Origin of the sequence: Thiocystis minor (assembly GCF_016653465.1) — a bacterium.
GTDB classification, from domain to species: domain Bacteria; phylum Pseudomonadota; class Gammaproteobacteria; order Chromatiales; family Chromatiaceae; genus Chromatium; species Chromatium minus.
The window spans coordinates 1-25,509 of sequence record NZ_NHSQ01000197.1; the positions used below are offsets into that span (position 1 = coordinate 1).

Consider the following 25,509-nt stretch of genomic DNA (forward strand, 5'->3'; position numbering starts at 1 on the left):
ACGCGGGACATCCATCGCCCTTGCTGATTCATGCCGATGGCCAGGTGGCTGAACTGGCGCTCACCTGGGGGATGGCCCTGGGCGCGATGGACGGACTCGACTATGCCGCCGCGTCGGTCCAGTTGCGGCCCGGCGATACGCTGTTGATGTTCAGCGATGGCGTCACCGAGGCCATGAACGAAGCCTATGAGGAGTTTGGGACCAAACGCTTGTCCGCGCTCTTCGTCGACCAGCCCCCGCCGGATCCGCGCGCGGCGGTGGAACGGGTGCTGGCGGCGGTGGATCGATTCGCCAACGGGGTCGAGCAGTCCGACGACATTACCTGTGTCGCCTTGCGTTATCGGGGCACCGATCCCGCGCCAGGCGTGTTGGCGGGCACTGTGGAGGCCGCCTCATGAGTTTTGTCACCGGGATGCAGTTTTCGTGCTGGATACTGACGGCCATGCTGGCGCTCTGGTTCCACCCCGCCGCGGCCACGGACGATGCACTCGCCGAGATTCAAGCGCGCGGGACGCTCCGGGTCGGGGTCAAGGCGGATGTGCCGGCCTGGGGCGAACTGGACAAGACCAGCGGCGAGATCGTCGGCCTGGAGCCGGATCTCGCCCGGAACCTGGCCGAGCGACTGGGCGTGGATCTCTCGCTGGTTCCGGTTCTGTCGGCCGAGCGGGTCTCGGCGCTGGAAACGCGGAAGGTGGACATCCTGATTGCCACCCTGAGCGTCACGCCGGAGCGTCGCGCCCAGTTAATTCTGGTGTCGCCCGCTTACTACGAATCGGGTGCCGGTCTGCTGGCGCGCCGTTCCGCAGGCTTCAAAGAGTGGTCCGAACTGCGTAACCGGCGAATCTGCTCACTGCGAGGCTCCTTCTATAATCGCCCGATCGCGGTCGAGTACGGGGCGGATATCGTGGCCCTCTACAGTGCCGAGATCGCACTGGCTGCGCTGCGCGACGGACGCTGCGACGGCTTTCTCGGCGATACCGCGGTGTTCGCGGTCATGTTGCAGGATCGCGATCTGGCCGAGCGCTACGAGATGATCCTGCCCGCCCTCTATCCGACCGGCTGGGCCGTGGCCCTGCGTCGTGACGCGCGTGGCGGGCGTCTGGAAGCTGCGATCTCACAGGCCATCGTCCACTGGCACCGGAGCGGCCTGCTGGGTCGACTGGAGGAGACATGGGGCATTCCCCGCTCCGAGTTCAGTCGGCGGATGGAGGTCGAGTGGCGCCAGGCGGTGCCTGATTCCGACCCTGAACCTGACCGCAGATGAGCGTCTTCCACCCGAGTCATTTCATGACGCGCTTGCCGAATGCCCTGTCTGGGGCCGTTGCGCTCAACCCGCGCCGGCACTGGGCCATCGCCCTGTTCATCGGGTGCCTGGCACTGAGTACGGCGATACAGGCTGAAGCCCCTCGGACAACGGTTGAGCCGCGACCCGACCCCCTGGTCTCGGTCGCCGATGGCCGACGTCTCGCCCCCGACATGGCCCGCATCGTCGCGCGCGGGGAACTGGTGGTGGCCATGGCCGACATGGATATCCCGCCTTTTTTCTACCTGCGCGATGGCCGGCTCGTCGGTCTGGAGGTGGAGATGGCCCGCGATCTGGCGCATGAGCTTCAGGTCGCGGTGCGTTTCAACCGCCAAGCCAAAAGCTTCAACGAGGTGATTGATCTGGTGGCTGCCCGAGTGGTCGCTGAAGCTGGCGTTCGTGGGGCACGCTCGGCGGGATGGGGCCCGCCGCGACGGTCGATTTCATAGCCAAACGAGTGGCGCTGACGCCCGCCGGTCGCGATCAGGATCACCTGCCGGTCGTGTTGGTCAATCTGCCTCGGGTACCTGACCGCAGCGCCGCGATTTTCGGGCGCGGCCCGGATCCGCTTGGAGCGGGTACTCGTCAAGGCTCGGATGCGCGGCGCGCGGACGGCGATCCTGGGCTGCACCGAACTGCCGCTCGCCGCGGTCCATGCCGAACGGCATGACTTGGGATTGATCGACTGCACTCTGGAACTGGCGCGGTGCGCGGTGGAGTACGCCTTGCAACGTGGCTGAAATCGCGTCTCATCCTTGGGGCTGAACGATACGGTTCCTGGCTGGCAGTGGCGCGCAAGCCGCCGCGTACTCAGGACACCCGCCAGACGATGGCGTATCATCGACCAAAATGCATTTGAAACGTGTATGCGATTCGAATGACGATACGTGCCAACAGACGGATTGCAAAAGCGTATTAGACATGCACATTCATCTCGTCAGCGTCGGGCGGAGAATGCCCGCCTGGATCGAGGCGGGCTACGCCGAGTATGCCAAGCGTCTGCCGCCCGAATGCGCGCTGCATCTGGTGGAGGTCGACCCGCTGCGGCGTGGAAAATCGACGACGCCGGCGCAGGCCCGCGAGGACGAGGGCCGGCGCATCCTGAAGGCGATTCCCAAGGGGGCCGGCGTGGCCGCGCTCGATGTCCAGGGACAGTGCTGGAGCACCGAGACGCTGGCGCGCCATCTCGGCGACTGGCTGGCCGAGGGCCATGACCGCGCCCTGCTGATCGGCGGTCCGGATGGACTCGCGCCGGAGTGTCTGGCGCGGGCCACGCAGCGCTGGTCATTGTCCGCCCTGACCTTTCCGCACCCCTTGGTGCGGGTCATCGTCGCCGAACAACTCTACCGTGCCTGGAGTCTGATTCAAGGTCACCCCTATCATCGTGGATGCTGAACACCGGATCTATCTCGCCTCCCGCTCGCCGCGGCGGGGCGAATTGCTGACCCAGATCGGGGTGCGGTTCGCGGTGATCGCCGCCGACATCGACGAGGCCCGTCGACCGGAAGAGCCGCCCCACGCCTATGTGCGCCGGGTCGCGCTGGAGAAAGGGCGGGCGGGGTGCGCCGTTCTGTCGGCGGGCGATGACCGGCCCGTGCTGGCTGCGGATACGGTAGTGATCCGCGCTGACGATCTCTTGGGCAAGCCCCGCGATCAGGAAGACGCCGCGCGCATGCTGCGGCTGCTGTCCGGTCGAACCCATCGCGTCCTGACCGCGGTAGCGCTGATCGCGGGGACGCGGGAATGGGTGGAGATCAGCGAAAGCCGCGTGACCTTCCGGCCGATCGGGGAGGAGGAAATCCAGCGCTACTGGCGGACTGGCGAACCGCTGGACAAGGCCGGAGGCTATGGTATCCAGGGCCATGGGGCCTTGTTTGTCGCCGCGCTGGAGGGCAGTTACTCGGGGGTGATGGGACTGCCGCTGTTCGAGACCGGACGCCTGCTGGAGCGGGCGGGGATCGAACTCCTGCCTGCGCAAGCCGTTTGATTCGCCCCCATCCGCCCGATACCGTCATCCCTGACAACCGATAACCGATAACCGAGACAAAGGATCCCGTGAGCGAAGAAATCCTGATCAATGTGACACCGCCCGAGACCCGGGTTGCCGTGGTCGAAAACGGCGTGGTGCAGGAGATCATCATCGAGCGCGCCGACCGTAGCGGTCTGGTCGGCAATATCTACAAGGGCCGGGTGTGCCGGGTGCTGCCGGGGATGCAGGCGGCTTTCGTCGATATCGGCCTGGAGCGCGCGGCCTTTCTGCATGCCTCGGACATTCTCGGCGTCCAGGGCGAGCCGCGCGAGGACCATATCCACGAACTGGTGCACGAGGGCGACATGGTCGTGGTCCAGGTGGTCAAGGATCCGCTCGGCACCAAGGGCGCGCGTCTGACCACCAATATCTCGATCGCCTCGCGCTATCTGGTCTGCATGCCCGCGATGGCCAGCACCGGGGTGTCGCAGAAGATCGAGGATGAGGAGGAGCGGCGGCGACTGCGCGACATCCTGCAACGCTATGTCGACGCCCATGAAGGCGAGGGTGGGTTTATCGGCCGTACCGCCGCCGAAGGGGTCAGCGAGGAGGCGCTGTGCAAGGACATGGCCTTTCTCGCGAAATTGTGGCGCGGCGTGAAGCAGCGCTGCTCGGTGGTCAACGAGATCAGTCTGATCCATGACGATCTGCCGCTGGCGCTGCGCGCGCTGCGCGATCTGGTGACGCCCGAAGTGGAGCGAATCCGCATCGACTCCCGCGCCATGGTCGACAAGGCTATTCCCTTCGCGGCCAAGTACATCCCGGAGATCAAGGATCGTATCGATCACTACCAGGCTGGGCGTCCGCTGTTCGATCTGTACGGGATCGAGGATGAAATCAAAAAGGCGCTGCTGCGCAAGGTGAGCCTCAAGTCCGGCGGTCATCTGGTGATCGACCAGACCGAGGCCATGACCACCATCGATGTCAACACCGGCGCCTTCGTTGGACACCGCAATCTGGAAGAGACGATCTTCAAGACCAACCTGGAGGCGGCCCAGGCGATCTGCCGGCAACTGCGGCTGCGCAATCTCGGCGGCATCATCATCATCGATTTTATCGACATGACCGAGGACGAGCACAAGCGTCAGGTGCTGCGTGCGCTGGAGAAATGCCTGGCTCGCGATCATGCCAAGACGCATATCACCGAGGTCTCGTCCTTGGGTCTGGTGGAGATGACGCGCAAACGTACCCGCGAGTCGCTAGAGCATGTCTTGTGCGAGCCCTGTCCTTGCTGCGGCGGGCGCGGTTCGATCAAGACCGCCGAGACCACCTGTTATGAAATCTTCCGCGAAATCCTGCGCGAGTCGCGTCAGTTCGATGTGGAGACGCTGTTGGTGCTGGCCTCGCAGGAAGTGGTCGACCGTCTGCTCGACGAGGAATCTGCTCATCTGGCCGAGCTGGAGTCGTTTATCGGTCGACCGATCCGGCTTCAGGCGGAGGCGCTGTATACCCAGGAGCAATATGACGTGGTGTTGATCTGACTTTTTTCAGTTGGCAGTGGGGCTACATCATCCCATCTTTCCGTATCGTCGCTTCATGCTTCTGATGAAACGTCTTTCCGCGTTTTCCCTGACGCTTGGCCTGGCGGCCTTGGTCGCCCTAGCCCTGCTGATGTCCGGGGCGCGGCTGGCGTTGCCCTGGTTCGAGGGTTCTCGGGATGCGCTGGCGCAGTCCCTGAGCCAGCGGCTGGGCTATCGGGTGGCGATCGGCGCACTGCATGCGCGGCTCTCCGGTGTTACACCTCGCCTGGTTCTCGATCAGGTTCTCTTATCCGATCCGCGCACCGGCGCCGAGTTGCTGCGCCTGAAGGCGGTGGAACTGGATCTGGATGTGCTGGGTTCCCTGCGTCTGGCGTCGCCTCAGTTCCGCCGCATGACCCTGGTGGGGGCGTATCTGACGCTGGAGCGTTCCCGCGATGGCCGGCTGCGGTTCGTCGGCTTCGATGCGCTGAAAAACGATGACCCCGAGGCGCTTGAGCGGTTCCTGGGGCAGGGGCGTCTCGCGCTCGTCGAGAGCGAGATTCGGTTTGTCGATGTCGGGCGGGGCGGCGACCCACCACGTCTGACCGAGGTGAATCTGCAACTGCACAACGCTGGTCGGAGCCATCGGCTCGCGTTGTCCGCGCGTCCAGTCCCAGCCGCCGTTATTGATAGCGAGCCGAATGCCAGCGCCAGCCAGTTGCGCTTGAGCGCTCAACTGTCCGGGCCGCCGGCCGACCCTCGATCCTGGAGCGGTCAACTCCATGCTAGCCTCGCCGGGACCGATCTGGGTTGGCTGGCGCCGGCGGAGCTGCTGAATGGATGGACGCTCGCGGCCGGAAGCGTCCGGCTCGAAAGCTGGCACCGGCTCCGCGCTGGCCGGCTGGAGCAGTCGCTGCTGCGGGTCGATCTGCTTGGGCTTTCGCTGCACCCCGGCGCCGGGTCGTTCGAACTGGCAGGGAGGTCTGAGGCGCCCCGCTCGCTTGTCCTGCCGCGTGTGCGTGCGCTAGCGCGCGCTCGACCGCAAGCCTCGGGTTGGCGGCTGGAGGTCGCCGATCTGAACGCCAGCGTCGGTGGCGCCGATCTCTCGGGTCTCGCGCTCGATCTGCGGATGAACGACGAGGGGGCAGTCTCGCGACTGGTGCTCGCGGCCGACCAACTGGAGCTTGCCGATGCCGTGGGGATCCTGCGCGCGAGTCCCTGGCGGCTGCCCGAGTCGGCGGCGCGCCTGCTGGAGGCCCAGCCGCGAGGGCGGGTGACCGATCTGCGGTTGCGGGCCGAGGGGCTGCCGCCACGTCAGCAAGACCGGCCGTTGCGCTGGCAGGTATCGGCGAAGCTGTCCGAATTCGGTTTCGAGCGGACGACCTCCGCGCCGGGGGTCGAGGGTCTCAGTGTCCGTCTATCCGCCGACCAGGATGGCGGCAAGCTCCATCTGGGATCCACCCGTCTGTCTCTGGATCTTCATCCGCTTTTCAGCGATCGGCTGAACCTGGATCAGTTCAGCGGTCGGCTGGACTGGCAGCGCGATACCGCCGGCGCCTGGCAGGTATCCGGGCGCAATCTCTGCCTGGAGAACGCCGACCTCGCCGGGCGAGTTCGCTTTGGATTGGCGCTGCCGACGGACGGCGGTAGCCCCTTCCTGGATCTGCGCGCGCGTTTTCACGACGGCGACGCCTCCCACGTCCGGACCTATCTGCCCGTGGGCATCATGCAGCCCGACCTGGTCGGCTGGCTGTCCGAGTCGATCGTCTCGGGGCGCGTGACCGAGGCCGATCTGGCGTTGCGCGGGTCGCTCGCCGACTATCCCTTTCGCCAGCAGCAGGGGCGGTTCGAATTACTCCTGGCGTTCGAGGATCTGCTGCTTGAGTATCAAAAAGGCTGGCCGCCGATCCGATCGGCCGCGGGGCATCTGCGGTTTCTCAATCAGGGGCTGGACATTCGGGTCGAACGCGGCCGCCTCTACGACAGCGCCTTCAGCAGCGGAGAGGCGCGGATTCCCGATCTCTGGGGGGCGGAGCGCATGCGCATCCACGGCGAGGCGCAAGGGCCATTCTCCGACGGTCTGCGTACGCTGGCGGAAACACCGCTCGCCAATCATCTGGGCCGACTGGCCGAAGTCATGTCAGTCAGTGGCGATTCGCGGCTTGCGCTCGATATCGATCTGCCATTGGTCAAGCATGGACATCTGGGGATCGCGGGGCGGCTTAGCTGGCCCAAGCCGGCGACCCTGAGCATCCAAGGCACGCCATTCAGCCTGTCGGAGCTGGGCGGTACATTGAACTTTACCGAGAACAGTCTCGATGCCGAAGCGCTGAGGGCTCAACTTTGGGGACGTCCGGTCCGTCTGTCCGTCGCCACCGAGAGCGCGGACGATCCCGCCACCTCGCGCACCCGGATCGGCGCGCTGGCGCGGACCCCGGTCAGCGAGTTGGCGCGGCGTTTTCCCAGCCCGCTCTGGGGAAGTCTGAACGGCGATCTCGATTGGGATCTGGCGCTGAGTTTGCGCAATCGCGATGTTGGCGAGGCGTTGCCAACCCTCGGCTATCGTCTGACATCCCGCTTACAGGGTTTGTCCATCGATCTGCCGCCGCCGCTGGGCAAGCCGGCCCCAACCGTGCGCGAGCTGGAATTGGCTGGGACCTTGGTGCCGGGCCGATCCATGGAGATTGCTGGTCATTTTGGCGAGGTGGGAACCAGTCTGCATCTGGAGTTGGGCATGGCCGGATCCCGTCTGACCGGTGGTCGTCTGCGTCTGGGCGCCACCTCGGCGCTCGCGCCCGAGCGGCCGGGGCTCTTTCTTGATGGCGCGCTGAAAGAGCTTGACCTGACGGCCTGGATGGATTGGTTAGAGTCCAGGCAATCGCGTTCGGGCGCGGCGTCCGGGGCCGCGCGCGCAGATGGTGGGGATCCTGAACTGGCCGGTGTGCAGCTGCGGGTCGACCGTCTGCGCCTGGGCGATCTTGAGCTGCACGGGCTGGCGCTCGACATGGCTCCGCCGAAGGATGGCTGGGAGCTTCGGGTGAGCGCCGATGAACTCACCGGGCGGATTCGATTCCCGCCGACGGAGGAAAGCCGTCCGCTGGATCTGGCGCTTGATCGGCTGGATCTGCGCCCCCTGCTGTCTCAATCCAAGGACAGCGAACAGACGCGCGTGGCGGCCCCCAAACGACCTCGGTCCATAAAGCTCCCCTCGCTCGATCTGCGGGTGACCGATCTGCGCTGGGGCCAGGCTTCGCTGGGCAGCCTGGATCTGGGATTGCGCAATGATCCATTGGGGATCCGGTTGCCCCGTCTGACCTTGAGTGGCGGCGGACTTCTGAATGCGAGCGGCGCGGGCGAATGGTTGCGCTCCGACGAACCTGGACACAGCAGGATCCAGTTAGCGCTGGAGGCGGCCGATCTGGGCGCGCTTCTGCGTGTGCTCGATGACAAAAGCGCGTTGGAGGCCGGGCCGGTCACGGCGAAGCTGCAACTGAACTGGCGGGGTGGATTCGGCGATTTCGATTGGCCGAAAGCAGACGGTGACATCGCGCTTCAGGTGGGAGGCGGACGGCTGCTGGAGGTGGAGCCCGGACTCGGACGTGTGCTTGGATTTCTGAATTTCGCGGCACTGAATCGACGCCTGGCGATGGATTTTACCGATCTCTATGGCCAGGGTTTCGCTTTTGAAACCATGGATGGGCGGATCACGCTCGACGACGGCAAAGCCGGTTTCGACGGCTTCCTCATCGACGGACCGGCGGGCAAGGTCATGGTCGAGGGTCTCGCCGATCTGGCGGCCCAGCGGTTCGACCAAACGGTGACGGTCGAGCCCAAACTCGGTTCGAGCGTCGCGCTGGCGAGCGCGGTCGCCGGCGGCCCGGTGGTCGGCGCCGCGGTCTATCTGGTCGACCGTGTGGCGGGCAATCCCATCGATCGGCTCGGTCGCTATCGTTATCGGGTCACCGGACCCTGGAGCGAGCCCGTCTTCACACGCGTCGGCTGGGAGCCGCTGATCGGCGTGAGCGCGATCGGCGAGGACGCCGAAGCGTCACCGCCCGCACCCGAAAAGAACTTGTTTCTGGATTTGGAATGAGCTTCCGGTTTCGGGGTGGCGGGTCTGGTGGTATCGTTCCAACAGTGACGCGGTTCCCGCCGCCCCGTCTTGCGCCGCTGGCAAGAGCCGGCCATGGCTGGCGCGGCGGGTCCAGGGACCGGCATCCGCGTCACTGGAATCGATTCAGCAGCCGATTAACAGCCGGTCCGATCCGCCTTTGTGAGCGCCGGACCGAGCGGTGAACATCATGACAATAAAACCCAAGCTCGGCGCGGTCCAGATGGCGACCGGTCCCAATGTCAACGCCAATCTGTTCGAGGCGGAGCGTTTGATCAAGGAGGCGGTCGACAACGGCGCCAGCCTCGTCGTCCTGCCGGAGAATTTCGCCTTCATGGGCAAGCACGGCCAGGATCAACTGGCGCTGCGCGAGACCGATGGCGAGGGTCCACTCCAGTCGTTTCTGTCGCGCCTTGCCAAACAGCATGGCATCTGGCTGGTCGGCGGCACGATCCCGATGGTGGCCGAGGATCCCGGCAAGGTGCGCGCGGCCTGTCTGGTGTACAACGAACAGGGCGAACGCATGGCCCGCTACGACAAGATTCATCTGTTCGACGTCACTCTTCCGGGGGTCGACGAGCGTTATCACGAATCGGCCTCCATCGAGTGCGGCGACCGATTGGTGGTACTGGACAGTCCGTTCGGGCGTCTCGGGATTGCCGTCTGTTACGATCTGCGCTTTCCCGAACTGTTTCGGAAGATGCTCGACAGCGGCGTCGAGGTGTTGGCCATCCCGTCCGCCTTCACCGCCATCACCGGCAAAGCGCACTGGGAGACCCTGGTACGTGCCCGCGCCATTGAAAATCTGGTCTATGTCGTCGCCGCGGCCCAGGGCGGTTTTCATCTGAACGGTCGCGAGACCCATGGACACAGCATGATCGTCGATCCCTGGGGCACGGTGCTGGCGCAGGTGCCGCGCGGTCGCGGCTGCATCTGCTGCGCGGTCGACCAGGAATTCCAGAATTCGGTCCGCCGCAACTTCCCCACCATCGATCACCGCCGTTTGAAATGCGCCTTTTGAGGACGCAGGTTTAAGGGGGCAGTTGGCAGTTGGCAGTTGGCAGTTGGCAGTTGGCAGTTGGCAGTTGGCAGTTGGCAGTTGTTGGATGCTCGAATTTAAAAAGTTCCCGAAGATCCTCCCGGATGACCAAAAATACCTGACACCTGACACCTGACACCTGACACCTGTTGACTCACAACTACATTACTCATTATCGAGCCCGTTCCGCCTATGAATGACCCGATTGCCATTGCCCGCGAGATGATCTTGGCCCCCGCCGGTCTCGTCGAACACGATCTCGACCGTCTCCTGGGCCGCCTGACCAGCTCTTGCGTGGACGCGGCGGATATCTATTTCCAATCCAGCCGGCTCCAGTCCTGGGTGCTGGAGGACAGCATCATCAAGGATGGCAATTTCAGTATCGAGCAGGGGGCCGGGCTGCGGGCCGTCAGCGGCGAGAAGACCGGGTTTGCCTATTCCGACGAACTGCAATTCCCGGCCCTCGCGCAGGCCGCCGAGGCGGCGCGGGCGATTGCCCGTGGCGGTCAGGAGGCCCAAGTCAAGGTCGGCCATGCGCTGGCTGAGCGTCGGCTTTACGCCCCGATCAACCCGATCGAGAGTCTGGCCGATCCGGAAAAAGTGGCGCTCCTGCATCGGGTGGACGAGGAGGCGCGCCGTCTCGATCCGCGCGTGCGCGAGGTGACCGCGAGCCTGGTCGCGGCTCAGGATACCGTGCTGGTGCTCGCCGACGACGGCAGTCTGGCGGCGGACATCCGCCCGCTGATCCGCATGAGCGTGAACGTCATCGTCGAGCAGGACGGGCGGCGCGAGCAGGGTTCCAGCGGCGGCGGCGCTCGCACGGATCTGGGGTATTTTCTGGCCGAAGATCGCGCCCTGGGTTATGCCCGTGAGGCGGTGCGTCTGGCCCTGACCAATCTGGATGCCGAGGACGCGCCCGCCGGAACCATGACCGTCGTGCTGGGCGCCGGCTGGCCCGGCGTGCTGCTGCACGAGGCCATCGGCCACGGACTCGAAGGCGATTTCAACCGCAAGGGCAGTTCGGCCTTCGCCGGGCGTATCGGCGAGCGAGTCGCCGCGCCGGGCGTCACCGTGGTCGACAACGGCACCTTGGAGGGCCGGCGTGGCTCGCTCAACATGGATGACGAGGGCACCGTCACCCAGAACACCGTCCTGATCGAGGATGGCATCCTGCGCGGCTACATGCAGGACAAGCTCAACGCTCGGCTCACCGGCAGCGCGCCGACGGGCAACGGCCGGCGCGAATCCTACGCCCATCTGCCCATGCCGCGCATGACTAACACCTATATGCTGGCCGGCCAGCACGACCCCGCCGAGATCATCGCCTCGGTCAAGAAAGGGCTGTATGCCGTCAACTTCGGCGGCGGTCAGGTCGACATTACCTCCGGCAAGTTCGTCTTCTCCGCCAGCGAGGCCTATCTGATCGAAAACGGCAAAATCGGCCGCCCGGTCAAGGGTGCGACCCTGATCGGCAACGGGCCGGACGTGCTGACCCGCGTCAGCATGATCGGCAACGACCTGAAACTCGACGAAGGCGTTGGAACCTGCGGCAAGGAAGGTCAAAGCGTGCCGGTCGGGGTTGGCCAGCCGACCCTGCGGGTGGATGCGCTGACGGTTGGTGGGACGCATCAGGATTAAGACGGTTTTCGGATGACCTGGCGGGCAATCGCCTTGGGCGATTGCCCGACGAAATCTTCAGGTTGCCGATCCCTCGGTCGAGGTTGTCCGGACATTTTTCTCAAGTTGCCGGAGCTGCGTCACCGTTTCATTGGAGAGTGACCGAAAGCGCTCGGCGAGCAACTGTTCCGCCTGCTCGCGATGACCGGCGACCACATGCCTGAGGACATCGCCGGCACATTGGTGGAACTGCGCATGCTTGTCGCGCAGGGTCGTTTGTGGGAAGTCCGCCAACAGTTTGCTGCCCGGTCCGTAGATCCAGGCGCCCAAGGCGCACTGGTCGTCACGCGAGACGATGGCCGGATCCTGAGGTTCGCTACGGCCCTCAACCGCCCGGCGTAATTTTTTCGACCACTGCTGGTGTGCGTCGACGATGTCATCGAAATCGACATCATCCGCGGCAGTGGTCGCGCTGGCGCTCAAGCGGCCGTTTCCGCGCGTCATCCTGAAAACCGCCACGGTTTGGCTTAATTCCCTGGATTGATCCTCCAGGCTCTCCGCCGCGGCGGCGGCCTGCTCCACTAGGGCGGCATTGCGCTGGGTCATCTCATCCATCTGCACCATGGCCTGGGAGACCTGCTCGATCCCCGCACCTTGTTCGCGACTGGCGCTGGCGATCTCGCTGACCAGACCGACCACCTGCTGAAATGAGGCGACGATTGCTTCCATCGTGTCACCGGCCTCATGAACCAGTTTGGCCCCATCGCCAATCTGCGTGACCGAGGCGCCGATCAGCCCCTTGATTTCTTTCGCCGCCTGGGCGCTGCGTTGCGCCAGGTTACGCACCTCCGCCGCGACCACGGCAAAGCCTCGGCCCTGTTCGCCGGCCCGCGCCGCCTCCACGGCCGCGTTGAGTGCCAGGATATTGGTCTGAAAGGCAATGCTGTCGATCACGCCGAGGATGTCGGCAATCTTCCGGCTCGACGCCTGGATGGCGCCCATGGTGCCGACCACCTGCTTGATCAGATGGCCGCCGGCCAGCGCCTGATCATTGGCGCGATGCGCGAGTTCGTTGGCGTTTCTGGCGTTCTCGGTGTTCTGCTGAATCGTGGCCTGGAGTTCCTCCATGGAACTCGCCGTTTCTTCCAGGCTGCTCGCCTGGGCTTCGGTCCGCTCGGACAGATCCGCATTCCCGGCGGCAATCTCGCCCGCCGCCGTATGGATGGCGTCCGTGGCCTCCTGGATCTGTCTGACGAGCGTTTGCAAGTGCTCGACCGTGGCGTTGGTGTCGCGCTTCAGATCGGCAAATCGCCCTTTGTGCCCGGACGTGATCGTCTTTGTGAGATCCCCTTGCGCCAACGCCTGCAGAACGAACGCGAGATCATCCAGCACCCGAGCGAACACGTCGGTCAGATTGTTCATCCCCTCGGCCAGGTCACGGAAGAAGCCCTGCTTGCCGTCAAGATTCAAACGCTGCGTGAAATCGCCGTGCGTGACCGCGTTCAGCAGCACATCCAGTTCGCCTTCCGCCGTGACCTCGATGGTGCGATCGATCCATTCCACCACCGTGCCAAGGCGTTCGCCCTGGTCGTCCAGAACCGGGTTGGCCACGAGCCTGAAGGTCCGTCCACCGATCTTCATCTGGCTGGTGTAGGTGCCTTTCAACCCGGACAGGAGTTTGCGTTGGTGTTCCGGATGCCGGTGAAATTCGGTGAAACCACGCCCGATCAGCCCCTCGGCACGGAAGCTCGGCTGCTCCCGCTGGAGATCGGCCTCGGCCCCGCGGATCATTCGGATGAACGCTTCGTTCAGATAGATCAGGGTGCCGTCATTGTCGGCCACCATCATGTTGGTGGATGACTTGTCGAGCGCGCTCGTGATGCGCCGCAGGTCATGCGCGACGCGCTGCTCGGTGGCGGTGCGCTCGGCAAGATTGTCCTGCATCAATGCCAGACCGCGGCGGAGCAATCCGATTTCATCGCGGCGTGAGGTGTCGATGGGGTTGCTGTAGTCGCCCGTGCCAATCTTGTCGAAGATGCCGATCACCTGCAGCAAAGGTTTGGCAATCATGCGGCTGGTCAGCAGCCAGAGCAGCAGTAGTCCCGCACTGAACACCACGCCCGCGATCAGGAGCGATCCGAGCAAGGTTTCGAGCAAGGTCTCGTCGATGCCGGCCAGCGACATATCGACACCGATCACATAGTCGATGCCCGTTGATGATGTGACGGGCACGAAGATTGAGCGGAAGGTTCCCCAGCGGTCGCTGTATTGGTCGTCATGCACCTGCCCATCGGCGAAGGCGGCCTGTAACCCATCGCTCGCGTCATCATAGGGATCGAGAAACTTGGTGAAATCGCCCGAGGCTTTTTCTTCTGGCGTATAACTTGATGAGGTGAAGAGGATGTGATCGTCTTGCTTGATCGTGGTATAGACGTATTGGACTTTCGCCCGCCCCGCGAATGCCGTCAGGGTGTCGATAAAAGCCGCATAGGCGTCGGGCGTGATCGCATCGGGCTGGGGTTGCCGATGGTGGACCGCATCGCCAATGAGTCGCACGCCCTCCGCCGTGGCCAGCAGCGTGTTGTCGATCCCACGGATGATGCTGTTTTTCTCGCCGACATAGTGGTTCAGCGTGAACGCCACCGACATCAGGAGACTCATCAGCATCATGGCGAGAAACAACTTGAACGACAATCCCAAGGCCATCCCGCGGCGGTTGATCTTCATTCATACTCCTGAATCGTTGGCGCGTGGCTGAAGCGCGCCCCAGAAAAAAGGCCACCCGACACCTCAGCGGTGGCTGCTGAATCCGCGTGAATGTTACATCAAACGATCATGAGGCACTGGCAAGACCAACTCTTGAGCGTTTGACCCTTAATCCTTTTTTGCTGATCACGATCACATATGCCCATTACCCCAACCGAAGACACCGCAGAGCGCATGGCGCGCCTGCAAACCATCATCGAAGATCTGTTGAAGGAGGCCAAACGCGAGGGCGCGAGCGCCGCCGAGGCATCGGTCGGCAGCAGCGCGGGCCTTGAGGTCGCGGTACGGCTCGGCGAGGTCGAAACGGTGGAGCACACCCGCGACAATGGCCTGGGTATCACCGTCTATTTCGGCCACCGCAAAGGTTCGTCCAGTACCTCGGATCTGAGCCCCGGCGCGGTGCGCGATGCCGTCAAGGCTGCCTGCGCCATCGCCACGCACACTCAGGAAGACCGCTGCGCCCATCTCGCCGAACCCGAGCTGATGGCGACCGATTTTCCTGAACTCGATCTCTACCACCCCTGGTCGATCGAGGTCGAGGAGGCCATCGCGCTGGCGGTGGCCTGCGAGGACGCCGCCCGCGACTACGATCCGCGGATCGTCAATTCGGAGGGCGCCAGTCTCTCGACCCAGTTCGGCATCCATGTCGCGGGCAACACGCAAGGTTTCATGGGCGGTTATCCGACCACTCGTCACAGTCTGGATTGTGCCGTGATCGGTCAGGAAGGCGACCTGATGCAGCGCGATGCCTGGTGGACTACCGCGCGCTCGGCGCTGGATCTGGAACCGGCGCGGCGGGTCGGCGAGCGGGCCGCCGAACGCACCGTCGCGCGACTCGGCGCCCGGCGTCTCGGCACCCAGGAGTCGCCGGTGCTGTTTCGCGCCGATGTGGCGACCGGATTGCTGCGCAGCCTGATGTCGGCGATCAGCGGGGGCAGCATCTACCGCCGTTCCAGTTTCCTGCTCGATCATCTGGGCGAACGCATCTTCCCCGAGTTCGTGCGTATCCATGAAGAACCCCATCTGCCGCGCGGACTCGCCAGCGCACCCTTCGACGGCGATTGCGTGGCGACCCGCGCCAAGGATCTGGTGAGCGGCGGCGTGCTGCAAACCTATCTGCTGAGCGTCTATTCCGGCTGCCGGCTCGGTCTGCCGACCACCGGTAATGCCGGCGGGGTGCGCAATCTACGCATCGAGATGGGCGACAAGGACCGCGCGGCCATGCTGCGCGAGCTGGGAACCGGACTCATGGTCACCGAGTTGATGGGCCATGGCGTCAACGCGGTGACTGGCGACTACTCGCGCGGCGCATCCGGGTTCTGGGTCGAGAACGGCGAGATCCAGTATCCGGTGGAAGAGATAACCATCGCCGGCAATCTCAAGAAGATGTTCGCCGGACTGGTCGCGGTCGGCAACGATTGCGATTTTCCCGGCAGTACGCGCACCGGTTCCTGGCTGATCGATCGTATGACGATTGCCGGGGAGTGACGATCGGCGAGTATCGCGGCCTTTGCCTTCTTGGATGCTGGGAGCGCCGACTTGCAGTCGGCTCTGGGGAGCCCAACTTTTGTCGTCGGACGAATTGGCCGGCGACCCCGAGTCAGTGATCGCGCCAACGCCATCTGCACGGTCGAGAGCCCGCGGGATCTGATCGAACGGGTTCGCGACATCCGCGTCTCCGTATTCCCCCTTGTGGTGTCGATGCCCGGCGCCAATATTGCACAAAACATGGGTGTGCCGCCCGGCGTTTCGGGAACGGCGGTCGACGGATCAATCGCGAGGAAAAATGAACGATGTCGGTGGAAACCATTGGGGTGATCGGTGGCGGGATCGGCGGGCTCGGGGCGGCCTGGCTGCTGGATCGCCGTTACGCGGTGATGCTGCTGGAACGCAACCATTACGTGGGCGGACACACCCGCACGGTGGAGGTCGGCGACGCCCGCGCGCCAGCCCCGGTGGATACCGGATTCATGGTCTTCAACCGGCGCAATTATCCCTTGCTCTGCGGTCTGTTCGCGCATCTTGGGGTCGCGACCTATCCGACCGATATGTCCTTTGCCGCCAGTCTGGACGGCGGTCGGGTCGAGTATGCCGGGTCGAACCTCAATACGCTGTTTGGCCAGCGGCGCAATCTCCTGAACCTCGGTTTTCTGCGGATGCTGATCGAGATCCCGCGCTTCAATGCCGCCGCCAAGGCATTCATCGATTCCAACCCTGGCGCAACCCTGACTCTGGGTGACTTTCTGGCGCGCGGACGCTACTCCGAGCGCTTCGCCAGCCACTATCTGCTGCCGATGGCGGCGGCGATCTGGTCCTGTCCCACGCAGGATATGCGGGCCTTTCCCTTTCTGTCCTTCGCGCGTTTCTTCTCCAATCATGGCCTGCTGGATCTGGCCAATCGTCCGGAGTGGGAGACGGTGAGCGGCGGTAGCCGAACCTATGTGGACAAGATTCTCGGTCAGTTCAAAGGCCAGTATCGGACGAACGCCGAGGTTCGACGGGTCCGTCGGCTGGATCGGGGCGTGGAGGTGGAGACGGTCGCGGGCGAGCGGCTGACCTTCGACGCGGTGGTTCTGGGCTGTCATGCCGACGAAGCGCTCGCGCTGATCGAGTCGCCGACCGACCTGGAACGGGAGCTGCTGGGCTGCTTCGCCTATCGCGGCAACAAGGTCTATCTGCACACGGATACCAAACTCATGCCGAACTGTCGGCGCGTCTGGTCCTCCTGGAATTATCTCCAGCAGCCGGGCGAGGATCCGACCCGTCCGGTGACGGTGACCTATTGGATGAACAGCCTTCAGGCGCTGCCGGCGGGGCGCGACATTTTTGTCAGCCTGAATCCGCTGGAGGCGCCGCGCGCGGAGAGCGTGATCGCCGAATTCGACTACGATCATCCGATGTTCGACCCGAACGCGCTCGCGGCCCAGCGGCGGATGGGCGAGATTCAGGGGCGCGACCGTCTGTGGTTCAGCGGCGCCTGGATGGGCTATGGGTTTCACGAGGACGGATTGCGCGCGGCGGTCGAGGTGGCGGCTGGGCTGGGCGTGCAGCCGCCCTGGGCGAACAGCGGGGCGGTTAGCCTATGAGCCCGCCCGCGGCGCAACTCCTGTTCGGCGACGTCATGCACCGCCGGCTCTTCCCGGTCCGCTATCGCTTCGTTTACCGCGTCTTCAGCCTGCTGCTCGATGTCGAGCGGGTCGGCGAGGCGGCGGCTGGCTCCCGCTGGTTCTCGCACAACCGGTTCAATCTCTTCTCCTTTTACGATGTCGATCATGGTCCGCGCACTGGCGAGCCGCTTAAGCCCTGGCTGCTGGAGCGTCTGCGTCAGCGCGGCCACCACTTCGACATCGCGCGCGTGGAGCTTCAGTGTTTCCCCCGAGTGCTCGGGCATGTCTTCAACCCGATGAGCACCTGGACCTGTTTCAGTCCGGCGGGCGATCCGGTCGCCGTGCTCTGCGAGGTCAGCAACACCTTCGGCGAGTCCCACGGCTATCTGCTGCATCAGGATGGCGCCGCCATGACCTGGCCGATCCGCGATGCCCACGCCAAGCAGTTTTATGTGTCCCCGTTCATCGACATGAATGCCGACTACCATTTTCGTTTTTCCCGTCACCAGGGCCGGCATGACATCGTCATCCGCGAGTATCAGGATGACGCGCTCATGCTGGTCGCCGTGCAACGCGGAACGGAGCGCGAATTCACCGATGCCAACCTGCTGCGGGCCGCGGTCGACTATCCGCTGTTGACCCTCAAAGTTGTGATCATGATCCACTGGCATGCCTTGAAGATCTGGCTCGGCGGCGGGACCTATTACCCGAAACCGGAACCGCCGAGAGAGGAGATAAGCTGATGTCCGCGGAAGAAATCCTGGAAAGTCCCGCGCCGGGCGGATCGAGTTTGGCCGCCCGGCTGTTTGGTGGTTTCTGTGATCGCATCGCCTTCGGTCAACTGATGGTGCGTTTTCCGGACGGCACCACCACGCTCTATCGCGGACGCTTCGAGGGTGGTTCGGGCGTGCTGGATCTCAAACGCCCCTGGATGCTGGTTTTGCGCCTCTTGACGCGGGGCGAGTTGGGATTCGGCGAATCCTATGTGGAGGGCCATTGGGACACACCGGATCTGCCCGCCCTGCTGGAAGTCCTCCTAAATAACGAGGAGCACATGCAATCCGGCTGGCGCGGCATGCGCTGGTCGCGCGCCCTGGATCGTCTGGTCCATCGCAAGCGCCACAATCATCGGCGCAACAGCCGGCGCAACATCGCACGTCATTACGACCTGGGCAACGACTTCTATCGGCGCTGGCTCGACGGCAGCATGACCTATTCCTCCGCCCTGTTCGAGGATGCCGGGAGCGAATCGCTCGAAGCGGCCCAGCAGCGCAAGTACGAGCGTCTGCTCGCGGCGCTGGGGGCCAAATCCGGCGACCGAATCCTGGAGATCGGCTGCGGTTGGGGCGGCTTTGCCGAGGTCGCCGCCCGACGCGGCATGCAGGTGACGGGCGTGACGCTCTCGCGCGAGCAACTCGACTACGGGCGTCAACGCATGACGGCGGCGGGTCTGACGGATTGGGTCGAACTGCGGCTTCAGGATTATCGCGATATCCAGGGCCAATTCGATCATGTCGTCTCGATCGAAATGATGGAGGCGGTCGGCGAAGCCTACTGGCCAACCTACTATCAGACCTTGCGGCGGCTGGTGCGTCCGGGCGGACGGATCGCACTCCAGGTCATCACCATCAGCGACGACATCTTTCCGATCTATCGCAGCACGCCGGATTTCGTCCAGATTTATATCTTTCCGGGCGGCATGCTGCCGTCGCCGCAACGCATGGCAGAGCTTGCCGCGGACGCAGGACTGATCGTCCAGGAAACCCGTTGGTATGGCGACGACTATGCCGAGACCCTGCGCCGCTGGCGTGAGCGCTTTCACGAGGTCGCCGGGGACATCGACGCGCTGGGCTATGACGCCCGCTTCCGGCGTCTGTGGGATTACTACCTCGCCTACTGCGAAACCGGTTTCAAAACCGGGTCCATCGATTTGGTCCAGACCGTGCTGGAGGTTCCTCAAGGCGGTTGACCTTGACACGCGTCAGTCCTTGCCCAGGCTGGCAGGAAGCGTAACGGCGAGATGCCCAAGTTGGCGCCCGATTTAGAGTGCGACGAATCTGGTCCAAGTTCGGCCGAACCCGGCCGAGCGTGACCATAGAGATGCGTTGAGCCAGCTTTCGGGCCGCGCGGGGAGTCCGAATGGGTAAAGGCGGTCACCGGCGGACGGGATCAGCGATCCTTTATCGTCAGGAAATTCCTGACAGCGCACATCGACACCGCCCCCGGAACGGCGATAACACGCCGGCGATCCATTCCAGATGATCCGGACCAGGGTTACCATCACCCTCATCCACACCACAGCACACTTGCCACCGCCCATGACCTTCCGCTCGGACCTGGACATCGTCGCCACCGCATTGGATCGCCAGGTCGCCCGAGCGCGCGACCGCGCCGTGCCTGTGCTCGCGCAGCAGCCCCTGGCGACCCTGATCGATGAACTGCGACTCGACCACTTCGCCCGCCAGGGCGGACTGGAGGGTGAGGCGCTGCATGACTTCATGGGGCGTTATCTCAAGACCGTCATTAATCTGCATCACCCCGGCTACCTGGGACATCAGGTCGCCGCCCCGCATCCCGGCGCCGCGCTCGGGGCGCTGATCGACGGCCTGACCAACAACCCCATGGCGATCTATGAGATGGGTCCGGGCGCTGCCGCCATCGAATACTTCGTCATCAACTGGATGCTGGAAAAAGTCGGTTGGACCCCGGCGCCGCTGGATCTGGAGCGGTTGGGCACGGCCGGTTACGGCGGCGGCGTGCTGACCCATGGCGGATCGCTGGCGAACCTGACGGCACTGATCGCGGCCCGCTCGAAGGTGCGGCCCGATGCCTGGCGCGAGGGCAACCGCGATGATCTCGCCCTGCTGGCACCGGGCAACAACCACTACAGCATCGAGCGCGCGGTCGGCATCCTGGGGATGGGGACGCGGAATATCTACCCGGTCCCCACCGATGCGCGCGGCGTCATGGATCCCGACGCGCTTCCCCGGATACTCGCCCAAGTGCACGCGGATGGCCGAACCCCACTGGCGCTGGTCGCCAATGCCTGTAGTACCGCCGTCGGCGTCCATGATCGGCTGCGACCGCTCGGTGAGTTCTGTCGGGCCGAGGGGGTCTGGTTCCATGTCGACGGCGCCCACGGGGCCTCCGCGCTCCTCTCGCCCGAGTATCGACACCTGCTGGATGGCGTCGAGTTGGCCGACTCGCTGACCTGGGATGCCCACAAGATGCTGCGCACCTCCGCCGTCTGCGCCGCCCTGCTGGTGCGCGATCACCGCACCCTCGACAGCGCCTTCAGCCAGGAGGCGAGCTATCTCTTCCACGACAAGGAACAGCCCGGCTTCGACTTCCTCCCGCGCGCGGTCGAATGCACCAAGAGCGGGTTGGGGCTCAAGTTCTATCTGGTGCTCGCCGCCCTGGGTGAACGAGGGCTGGCCGATTATATCGAGCGGCAATATCGACTGACCGCCGATGCCTATCGCCGGATGAGCGGCATCGAGGATCTGGATCTCCCCGTGGCCCCCGAATCGAACATCCTCTGCTTCCGGCTCTCAGGCACCGATGCGCGCCAACTGGAACTGCGCCGTCAACTGCTCGCGGAGGGCGACTTCTATGTCACCTCGACCCAGTTCCAGGGCCAGCGCTATCTGCGTCTCGTCTTCATGAATCCGGAGACGACCCTGGAGGATGTCGAGCGGCTGATCGCGCGCATCCGCCGATTCGAGCGCGACACCGGCGGGACGGGGTGAATTGCCTATCACGCAGATGAAACGCGGGGCGGCCTGGGGATGACCGGATTGGTCGCGTGGAGGACATGGTAAGATCGCCGTCCATGCGCTCCGAAGAATTAGCCGTCCTGGCGGACGATCTGACGCCGGTTGACCTCGGGCCGATCCACAATCGGGCGCGCGATGAAGTGGTGCGCAAGGGGAAGGAGACGGGCTGGCGACGCTATCTCGCCAACATCGGCGCTCATTCTGGTCGAAGAAGCGATGTCTCAAGCCAAATCGATGACGCGCAAAGCGGCGAGACGCAACAACATCAGCGCACAGGAGGGGCAGTCAGGACTGTGGCAGGTCGTGATGTCGCTGCTTCTGGAAAGCCAGGGCGTTATCCGCTACGCTTTAAACAGTGAGTCTGTCTTGGATACGGCAAAAAAGGTGATTCGATGAACGATCCGCTGATGGACTATGACCCGGAGCTGATGCTCTACGAAGATCCGCCAAGCCTACGCATTGAGGACTGGGAGGCGTTTTGCGACAAGATGCGCGCCGAGGCTGCGCGGTTCCCGAACAGTCAGAACGTGCGCTTCACGCTTCAATCGTCCGAGCGCATGCTGCGCGAACTGCGCGAAGAGTGGACCGAAAGCGACGCCAAGGCCGCCTGATCGTGAACCTGCTGCAAGCGGCGCGGTTGGTGGCGCGGCGGCTGAACGACGTTTACCCCCACACCTCGAACCGGCTCGCCAGCAGCTTCAGCCCCGGAATCCGGTCCTCGTCCCACACCGTCTCGACCCAGCGCGCGCGCCAGCCGTGGCCTGGGACGACGGCCGTCTTGATCTTGTCCTCCATGTCCAGCAGCCATTCGTGCTGATCGCCGATGTCGTCGGTCTTGATCGGGCGTACGTACTCCCCGTAGTAGACGATGATTGTCTAATAGCGGATTCCAGGGATTGCCCGTGGTGCGCTCGCGCGAGACCGACAGCACCACGCGGATCATCCTGCCGAAATTAGGCTCATGGACAGCCCCCCTCGGCGAGAAACTGGCCGGCCACCCAGCCGGTCATTCCCCGATACTCCACCTTGCACCAGCGCGGGTTCTGGCGCTCGCGCTCGGCGCGTTGCTCCGGGTTGAGCGTCGAAAACTCCTTGAAGGTCAGACCACCCCGGCAGCCGAGATTGCGCACGCAACTGGCATTCGGCGGGATCTCGCCGACCTTCGGGGCCGTCGCGGCCGGTTCGGCGCGGAGGTTCAGGACGTCGCCCTCGTCCACCTTGACCACCCGGAAGTGATCCGGTCCATCGGCCTCGGCCATCAGAGCGGCCGAGAAGAATGCCGCCGACAGGAGCAGGCCCAGAATCGTGACGGATTTCTGGCGACGCCCGAGGCGCGAAGATGGGTGATGCCTTTGCATGATCGTGATGTCTCCAGGTGAGAGGAACAGGCACTTGTTCATTTCGTCCGCTCGATAGCCTACCATCCACGGACCTCATGAACATTCAGGGAACTGAGGACCCATGCGCGACCAACCCGATCACGCGCTTCAGGCCCGCCTCGACCAGGCATTGCAGGCCCTCCCGCCCACAACGACCCGCCTGCAACCCGTCGCGGCGGAGAACGCCGACGACTGCCGTCTGTGGCGGGCTTGTGAACTCTGCATCTACCTGGACTATCGCAGCGAGACCCCGCCCGACCCGCGCGACCTGTCCGACGCCGACATCCTCGACTGGAGTCGTCGCGGACTCGCCGCCGACGAGTCGCTGGGCGATCCCGCCGATATGCCATGGTATCGCCCCTATTGGCTCCAGGCGAGCGGGCGCCGCATCGGCATCCTGGCGCTTGCGCTCCAGGCGTCGGATTGGGATCGGACGGCGCTGGGGATCGCCAGCCTTTACCTCCTGCCGGGCGAGCGGCGCCAGGGTCACGCGACCCGCCTCTTCGCCAATCTTTACCAGATCGCACGGGATCTGGGCCTGCTCGGTCTGCAACTGGACGTCGATTGGGTCTGGCAGCCCGCAGTGCGCTGTTATCTGCGCAACGGCTTCTCCGTGCGCCATTGGAAGCGCGACCTGCGGCTCGAACGCCGGTGCGCGGAGCCCGGTTACGAGGTGCGTTTCGCGGCGGACCGCGCGGAGTATCGTCGAGAGGGGGACGCGGCTCCCATCATCCTGGCCCGCCATGGCGGCGATTGGCTGGAATGGCAAACCCATCCGCGGCCAGACGTCGATCTGCTCCACCCCTCCGCGACCCTGGCGCTCTGGCTGGCGGTCGCCGGTTGGCCCCTCATCCGCGGTCCTGAGACTTGGGCCGAACGCTCACGCTGGTGCGATGTCGGGATGCCCGAGGGACTGGCACAGCGGATCACCGTGCTCGAAGCCTACACCCGCCACTGCGGATTCCCCGTGCGCACCCCGCGCATTCCAGGGCTGGTCTATCCGAATTGGGACAGATTTCAGGTTCAAGACCCAGTTCCGGCGGCCCGGTCTCAGACGTGACGCTGGAGCCTCGGTCCCTGCTCTCACACTGGAGAGACTGTGCAAGTCTTCGCCCTAATTTCCCATCCGTGTTCGATCACTGGGGTGCGCTTGCGAACCCAACATTTAAGCGGCTTAGGGAGCGGCGGATGCTGGGCTTCGTCCCCACCACGAAAGTGGGTATGAGCTTTTCCGGAAATCGCCTAAAGCCAGGGCAGGGATTACGCGATCCGCACCTCGACCCGGCGCCCCAGCGCGCGCGCCGCCGCCTCGATCTGATCGAAGCGCGAGGCGTGGCGAAGATCGAACAGCCGGTCGACTTGCGGCAGGTGCCAACCTAACCGCCGCGCCAGTTCCGCCTTGCGGATCCCCTGCTCGGTCATCGCCTGGTAGACACCCAGTTTGGCGCATTCCAGCGCCGACGGGCGCACCGTTGGGCGATCCTCGGCGGCGGACGGCACCGGCAAGGGTTTTCTGGCATCGATATAGAACGATAGCGCGGTTTCCAGCGCGTCGATGGCATAGATCAGCGCCTCGTCTTCATCCTCGCCCTGCGTAATGGCCTCGGGGACATCCGCAAAGGTCACGATAAATCCGCCCTCTGGCTGGGCTTCGAGCACGACCGGATAATCGAACATGGCTCAATCTCCTTTCAATCCGAGTTGTTTTTTGATGCCTTCGACCGTGCCGGTTTTCAGCTCGGTCGCCTGCATGGGCATCACCGACTGGCGACCGTTCAGGTAGATTTTGAGGTGCGAGCCTTTCGCGGTTTGAAAGGTCGCGCCTTGTTTGGCGAGCCAGCGTTTGAATTCATGCGAGTTCATGCGCTAAAGCCTAACACTTCTGTTGTGTTTGTCGAAAGGCCGCGCGCATGGTCCGTCTCGTCTCGGCCTGATCGCCTTTCGTGTTAGCTGGCCGATTCGACTTCGGCGCTGATTTCGGCTGCATCGCTGGCAGTGAACAGGGCGGACTCGAAGACCGCCCAGGCGGATGCGCGCAGGGTTTGGGCTTCGGTGCGTTTGGTGGTGGCGGTTTGACGTCCTGTCGTCAGGTCGGTGATCAAGCTGCGCTGGTCGTTGAGTTCAGGCAATGGAAATCGCAAATCCAAAAGCGCGGGCTTGGAAATGTTCTTCATCGTCGGCGATGTTCCAGTCAGGCGCGTTTCAATCTGTTCGCGAACGCTTGGCAACCGCATAATTTCAGTCAGGAACTGCGGCAGCAGCTTGCTACTCTTAAGGAAGCGCACTCGAAATATCTTGTCACACAGCATCAGCTTCGGTCGCGTTTCTTCGACGTAGGCGCAAGCACCGACGTATCGCACGACGTTGGCGCGACTGATCAAGACGTCGCCATTTCTCACCTCGTAGGCTGGACGTGGCTTGAGCCTCTCCGGTAGTTCTTTGTTTTGGCTTTCGTTGAAAATCCCGAAAGACACGGCTCCGAGTTTCAGAACGCCCCATTGACCCTCCCGCGCTTGATGGTCATGGCATTTTGGACTCCATCCATTTTCGAGATCGGCAATGACGTTGCCTAATCGCGTCAAGGGCCAAGTTTGTGTTCTCGATATGTTTGGCTGCGATGCCGCGCGCAAAATACCGTCATGGCTCCAACGTTCGATGTCCTTGAACCGCGCCACGAACACGGGGCGATCAGGAAACACGGGCGGCGCGGCCACACCCAATGCGGCTTCAAAGGCGCGTAAGCCGGCATCTTCGATGGCTTGCGCTTCCTGCTCCAGTTTGGTTGCGTGGTCAAGCGCATCCCATTACACACAACTCCCCGTGTGCGGGTAAAATAGGTTTGAGCATTCACGTTCATTGGGGATCGCATGGGCTGGGCAGAAGACGAATTTCGCGGGATCGCTCTGGGCGACGCGCGCCGCG

At 63.9% G+C, this 25,509-nt stretch carries 24 protein-coding genes; 18 read left to right on the forward strand and 6 right to left on the reverse strand.

Annotated features, from left to right (window positions below):
- The 10 genes from CCR95_RS24685 to tldD all read left to right on the forward strand — a co-directional run.
- A partial coding sequence (locus CCR95_RS24685) for a PP2C family protein-serine/threonine phosphatase (protein WP_201099355.1) occupies positions 1 to 398 on the forward strand: 398 nt, incomplete at its 5' end.
- Positions 395 to 1,264, forward strand: a complete 870-nt coding sequence (locus CCR95_RS24690; protein ID WP_201099357.1) for a transporter substrate-binding domain-containing protein — start codon at positions 395 to 397, stop codon at positions 1,262 to 1,264. The genes CCR95_RS24685 and CCR95_RS24690, both read left to right, overlap by 4 nt.
- Positions 1,265 to 1,287: 23 nt before the next feature.
- Positions 1,288 to 1,752 (forward strand): type 2 periplasmic-binding domain-containing protein, encoded by a 465-nt coding sequence (locus tag CCR95_RS24695; RefSeq protein WP_242523484.1) that lies wholly within the window; start codon positions 1,288 to 1,290, stop codon positions 1,750 to 1,752.
- A 120-nt stretch (positions 1,753 to 1,872) separates the two neighbouring features.
- Positions 1,873 to 2,043 carry a hypothetical protein gene (locus CCR95_RS25730; RefSeq protein WP_242523485.1) on the forward strand — a complete coding sequence of 57 codons (171 nt, stop codon included), beginning with the start codon at positions 1,873 to 1,875 and terminating at the stop codon, positions 2,041 to 2,043.
- A 181-nt stretch (positions 2,044 to 2,224) separates the two neighbouring features.
- Positions 2,225 to 2,698, forward strand: coding sequence for a 23S rRNA (pseudouridine(1915)-N(3))-methyltransferase RlmH (gene rlmH / locus CCR95_RS24705; RefSeq protein WP_201099361.1), 474 nt, complete (start codon positions 2,225 to 2,227; stop codon positions 2,696 to 2,698).
- The gene (locus CCR95_RS24710) at positions 2,688 to 3,290 is read left to right on the forward strand and encodes a Maf family nucleotide pyrophosphatase (RefSeq protein WP_201099363.1); all 603 of its coding nucleotides are present in this window, start codon (positions 2,688 to 2,690) and stop codon (positions 3,288 to 3,290) included. Before rlmH ends, CCR95_RS24710 begins: the two co-directional genes overlap by 11 nt.
- A gap of 68 nt (positions 3,291 to 3,358) precedes the next feature.
- The gene (gene rng / locus CCR95_RS24715) at positions 3,359 to 4,813 is read left to right on the forward strand and encodes a ribonuclease G (RefSeq protein WP_201099365.1); all 1,455 of its coding nucleotides are present in this window, start codon (positions 3,359 to 3,361) and stop codon (positions 4,811 to 4,813) included.
- 64 nt (positions 4,814 to 4,877) lie between these two features.
- Positions 4,878 to 8,885, forward strand: coding sequence for a YhdP family protein (locus CCR95_RS24720; protein WP_201099366.1), 4,008 nt, complete (start codon positions 4,878 to 4,880; stop codon positions 8,883 to 8,885).
- A 208-nt stretch (positions 8,886 to 9,093) separates the two neighbouring features.
- On the forward strand, positions 9,094 to 9,924 hold the full coding sequence (locus tag CCR95_RS24725) for a carbon-nitrogen hydrolase family protein (RefSeq protein WP_201099368.1): 831 nt from the start codon (positions 9,094 to 9,096) through the stop codon (positions 9,922 to 9,924).
- A 210-nt stretch (positions 9,925 to 10,134) separates the two neighbouring features.
- Positions 10,135 to 11,580, forward strand: coding sequence for a metalloprotease TldD (gene tldD / locus CCR95_RS24730; RefSeq protein WP_201099370.1), 1,446 nt, complete (start codon positions 10,135 to 10,137; stop codon positions 11,578 to 11,580).
- 57 nt (positions 11,581 to 11,637) lie between these two features.
- Here the strand turns inward: tldD and CCR95_RS26005 are convergent, their stop codons facing one another.
- On the reverse strand, positions 11,638 to 14,286 hold the full coding sequence (locus CCR95_RS26005) for a methyl-accepting chemotaxis protein (protein WP_201099372.1): 2,649 nt from the start codon (positions 14,284 to 14,286) through the stop codon (positions 11,638 to 11,640).
- Between the two features lie 177 nt (positions 14,287 to 14,463).
- On the opposite strand from CCR95_RS26005, the gene pmbA reads away from it, so the two are divergent.
- The 7 genes from pmbA to CCR95_RS24770 all read left to right on the forward strand — a co-directional run bounded on the left by pmbA (position 14,464) and on the right by CCR95_RS24770 (position 21,819).
- The gene (gene pmbA / locus CCR95_RS24740) at positions 14,464 to 15,813 is read left to right on the forward strand and encodes a metalloprotease PmbA (protein WP_201099374.1); all 1,350 of its coding nucleotides are present in this window, start codon (positions 14,464 to 14,466) and stop codon (positions 15,811 to 15,813) included.
- Between the two features lie 305 nt (positions 15,814 to 16,118).
- The gene (locus CCR95_RS24745) at positions 16,119 to 17,411 is read left to right on the forward strand and encodes an NAD(P)/FAD-dependent oxidoreductase (RefSeq protein WP_201099375.1); all 1,293 of its coding nucleotides are present in this window, start codon (positions 16,119 to 16,121) and stop codon (positions 17,409 to 17,411) included.
- Positions 17,408 to 18,175: a DUF1365 domain-containing protein gene (locus tag CCR95_RS24750; protein WP_201099377.1), complete on the forward strand. Its 768-nt coding sequence runs from the start codon at positions 17,408 to 17,410 to the stop codon at positions 18,173 to 18,175. Before CCR95_RS24745 ends, CCR95_RS24750 begins: the two co-directional genes overlap by 4 nt.
- The gene (locus tag CCR95_RS24755; RefSeq protein WP_201099379.1) at positions 18,175 to 19,401 is read left to right on the forward strand and encodes an SAM-dependent methyltransferase; all 1,227 of its coding nucleotides are present in this window, start codon (positions 18,175 to 18,177) and stop codon (positions 19,399 to 19,401) included. Before CCR95_RS24750 ends, CCR95_RS24755 begins: the two co-directional genes overlap by 1 nt.
- A 289-nt stretch (positions 19,402 to 19,690) precedes the next feature.
- Positions 19,691 to 21,181, forward strand: a complete 1,491-nt coding sequence (locus tag CCR95_RS24760; protein WP_201099380.1) for a pyridoxal phosphate-dependent decarboxylase family protein — start codon at positions 19,691 to 19,693, stop codon at positions 21,179 to 21,181.
- An 83-nt stretch (positions 21,182 to 21,264) separates the two neighbouring features.
- Positions 21,265 to 21,567, forward strand: coding sequence for a hypothetical protein (locus CCR95_RS24765; RefSeq protein WP_201099382.1), 303 nt, complete (start codon positions 21,265 to 21,267; stop codon positions 21,565 to 21,567).
- 33 nt (positions 21,568 to 21,600) lie between these two features.
- Entirely contained in the window at positions 21,601 to 21,819 is a 219-nt protein-coding gene (locus tag CCR95_RS24770) for a hypothetical protein (RefSeq protein ID WP_201099384.1), read from the forward strand.
- A 52-nt stretch (positions 21,820 to 21,871) separates the two neighbouring features.
- On the opposite strand, the gene CCR95_RS26010 is transcribed toward CCR95_RS24770, so the two are convergent.
- On the reverse strand, positions 21,872 to 22,003 hold the full coding sequence (locus CCR95_RS26010; protein WP_276570308.1) for a hypothetical protein: 132 nt from the start codon (positions 22,001 to 22,003) through the stop codon (positions 21,872 to 21,874).
- Positions 22,004 to 22,167: 164 nt separating this feature from the next.
- Entirely contained in the window at positions 22,168 to 22,566 is a 399-nt protein-coding gene (locus CCR95_RS24775) for an SH3 domain-containing protein (RefSeq protein ID WP_242523486.1), read from the reverse strand.
- A gap of 103 nt (positions 22,567 to 22,669) precedes the next feature.
- On the opposite strand from CCR95_RS24775, the gene CCR95_RS24780 reads away from it, so the two are divergent.
- A complete protein-coding gene (locus tag CCR95_RS24780; RefSeq protein WP_201099388.1) occupies positions 22,670 to 23,647 on the forward strand; it encodes a GNAT family N-acetyltransferase in 978 nt (325 codons plus the stop codon).
- 200 nt (positions 23,648 to 23,847) lie between these two features.
- Here CCR95_RS24780 and CCR95_RS24785 read toward each other — a convergent pair whose 3' ends face one another.
- The 3 genes from CCR95_RS24785 to CCR95_RS24795 all read right to left on the reverse strand — a co-directional run bounded on the left by CCR95_RS24785 (position 23,848) and on the right by CCR95_RS24795 (position 25,307).
- Positions 23,848 to 24,264: a type II toxin-antitoxin system HicB family antitoxin gene (locus CCR95_RS24785; protein ID WP_201099389.1), complete on the reverse strand. Its 417-nt coding sequence runs from the start codon at positions 24,262 to 24,264 to the stop codon at positions 23,848 to 23,850.
- A gap of 3 nt (positions 24,265 to 24,267) precedes the next feature.
- Complete coding sequence (locus tag CCR95_RS24790; protein WP_201099390.1) at positions 24,268 to 24,450, reverse strand: type II toxin-antitoxin system HicA family toxin; 183 nt, start codon at positions 24,448 to 24,450, stop codon at positions 24,268 to 24,270.
- A gap of 83 nt (positions 24,451 to 24,533) precedes the next feature.
- Positions 24,534 to 25,307 (reverse strand): restriction endonuclease subunit S, encoded by a 774-nt coding sequence (locus CCR95_RS24795; RefSeq protein ID WP_201099391.1) that lies wholly within the window; start codon positions 25,305 to 25,307, stop codon positions 24,534 to 24,536.
- Between the last annotated feature and the right edge of the window lie 202 nt (positions 25,308 to 25,509).